Annotated in this window: 2 protein-coding genes; one reads left to right on the plus strand and one right to left on the minus strand. The window is 71.2% G+C overall.

Features of this window, described 5'->3' with window-relative positions; translation table 11 throughout:
- Window positions 1-136: 136 nt before the first annotated feature.
- The gene (locus tag ABZ885_RS39320; RefSeq protein WP_360199719.1) at window positions 137-1,855 is read left to right on the plus strand and encodes an ABC transporter family substrate-binding protein; all 1,719 of its coding nucleotides are present in this window, start codon (window positions 137-139) and stop codon (window positions 1,853-1,855) included.
- Between the two features lie 78 nt (window positions 1,856-1,933).
- On the opposite strand, the gene ABZ885_RS39325 is transcribed toward ABZ885_RS39320, so the two are convergent.
- Window positions 1,934-2,536: ABC transporter ATP-binding protein (locus ABZ885_RS39325; RefSeq protein ID WP_360199721.1), on the minus strand; the 603-nt coding region annotated here is incomplete at its 5' end.

Here is a 2,536-nt window from a genome sequence, read left to right on the forward strand (position 1 = left end):
CCGGGGCGGCCGCCGGACGGCGGGCGGTGCCGCCCGCGACGGGCGTCCCTCCCCTCGACAATTGCGCCCCCCGGTCAGCAAGATGTGACGCCACACCACGCGCACCGTCCGTCACATCTGCATCGGGAGTACCACCATGGGCCGCCGCCGCCACCTGTCACGCCGCACGGCCCTGCTCGCCTGTCTCTCCGCCGTCTCCCTCTCGCTGACGCTCTGCTCCTGCTCCGCCGGACCGGACGACACCTCGGCGGCGGTCCCGTCCACGCTGGAGACCCCCAAGCTCACCGCGATGGACATCAACCCGCACGACCGCGCCGACCTGCGCCAGGGCGGCACCCTGCGGGTCGCGATCGCCCAGTTCTCCACCCAGTGGTCGCCGGTCCAGGCCGACGGGACGGAGTCCTCCACCGTCACCGTCACCAAGCCGCTGCTGCCGACCTTCTTCCGCTCCGACGCGGCCGGCACCCAGACCGTCAACCCGGCCTACCTCCAGGACGCCCACTCCGAGATCCGGGACGGCCGCCAGGTGGTCACCTGGACGCTCAACCCGAAGGCCCGGTGGTCCGACGGCACCCCGATCACCTGGCGCGACATCGAGGCCAACTGGCGGGCGCTGAACGGGAACGACCCGGCCTACAAGTCGTCCAGCAGCACCGGCTTCGAGCTGGTCACCTCGGTCGAGAAGGGCAAGGACGACTTCCAGGCCGTGATGACCTTCGAGCGCCCGTTCTCCGAGTGGCAGTCGATGTTCAACAGCGCCGCCAACGCCCCGCTGCTGCCCGCGAGCCGGATCGCCACCCCGGACCTGTTCAACACGGCCTACCTGGACGCGATCCCGGTCACCGCCGGCCCGTTCAAGGTCGAGAAGCTGGACAAGGCCGCGCAGACCGTCACCCTGGTCGCCGACCCGGCCTGGTGGGGCGACAAGCCGCTGCTGGACCGGATCGAGTTCCATGCCATGCTCCCCGACACGATGGCCGCGGCCTTCGGCAACGGCACCGTCGATTTCTTCAACAACGGCCCCAACGTGGCCGGTTACCAGCTGATCAGGAACACCAAGGGCGGCTCCGTGCGCCGGGCCGGCGGGCCCGACTTCCGCCAGATCACGCTGAACGGCAGGAGCCCCGCGCTCACCGACCCGGCCGTCCGGCAGGCGCTGTTCCAGGCGATCAACCGGGACGCCATCACCCGCACCGACCTCAGCGGCCTGGACTGGCCCACCATCACCCTCAACAACCACCTGCTGGTGGCCAACCAGAACGCCTACCGGGACAACTCCCTCGGCCTCAGCCGCTACGACCCGGCCGAGGCGGTCCGCAAGCTCGACGCGGCCGGCTGGAAGCTCGACGGCGACGTCCGGAAGAAGGACGGCAAGGAGCTCAACCTGCGGATGGTCATCCCGACCGGCGTCACCCAGGCCCAGAACGAGGCCACCGCCGCCGCCCACGACCTCAAGGCCGTCGGGGTCAAGCTCACCGTCGTGGCCGCCAACCCCAACGAGTTCTTCGACAAGTACATCAACCGGCACGACTTCGACATCACCGCCTATTCGCTGCTCGGCACGCCCTTCCCGGCCTCCGGCAGCCGCGCCAACTTCGTCCAGAACGGCGGCACCAACCAGGCCCAGGCCGGCAGTCCGGCCGTCGACGCCGCCCTCGACCGGGCGGCCGGTGCGACCGACGCCGCCACCTCCTTCGAGGCCATCAACCAGGCCGACGGGGAGCTGTGGAAGGTGGCCGGCATCCTGCCGCTCTACCAGCGCCCGCAGCTGTACGGCGCCCGCTCCAACCTCGCCAACATCGGCGCGCAGGGCCTCTCCGACATCGTCTGGGAGAACGTCGGCTTCACCAGGTGACACCGCGGTCCCGGCCCCGGCGGCCGGACGCGGCCGGGCCCCGGAACCGTGCGGCTCCGGGGCCCGGCCGGTGCGCGGTCAGCCCGCGCCGATCACGTCCCGCACCTCGGCGAAGTGGCACGCCGACTCGTGCGCGGCCGGCCCGGTCAGCGCGGAGGGCACCGCCAGCAGCGGGACCTCGGTGGAGCAGCGCTCCTCCGCCTTCCAGCAGCGGGTGCGGAACCGGCAGCCGGACGGCGGGTTGGCCGGCGAGGGCAGGTCGCCGCTGAGCAGGATGCGCTCGCGCTGCTCGCGCCCGGTCGGGTCGGGCACCGGCACGGCGGAGAGCAGCGCCTGGGTGTAGGGGTGGGTCGGGTGGGCGTAGATCTCGTCCTCCGTCCCGATCTCGACCAGCTTGCCGAGGTACATCACGCCGACCCGGTCCGAGATGTGCCGGACGATCGAGAGGTCGTGCGCGATGAACATGTACGACAGCGCGAACTCGCTCTGCAGCTGCTCCAGCAGGTTGATCACCTGCGCCTGGACGGAGACGTCCAGCGCGGAGACCGGCTCGTCACAGATGATCACCTCCGGCTTGAGCGCGAGACCGCGGGCGATGCCGATGCGCTGGCGCTGGCCGCCGGAGAACTGGTGCGGGTACCGGTTGATGTACTCCGGGTTCAGGCCGACGACGTCCAGCAG

The organism is Kitasatospora sp. NPDC047058 (assembly GCF_040643935.1).
GTDB lineage: Bacteria > Actinomycetota > Actinomycetes > Streptomycetales > Streptomycetaceae > Kitasatospora.

Coding starts and splice junctions, on each gene's coding strand:
- ABZ885_RS39320 (WP_360199719.1), top strand. CDS start 137: ATGGGCCGCCGCCGCCACCTGTCACGCCGCACGGCCCTGCTCGCCTGT.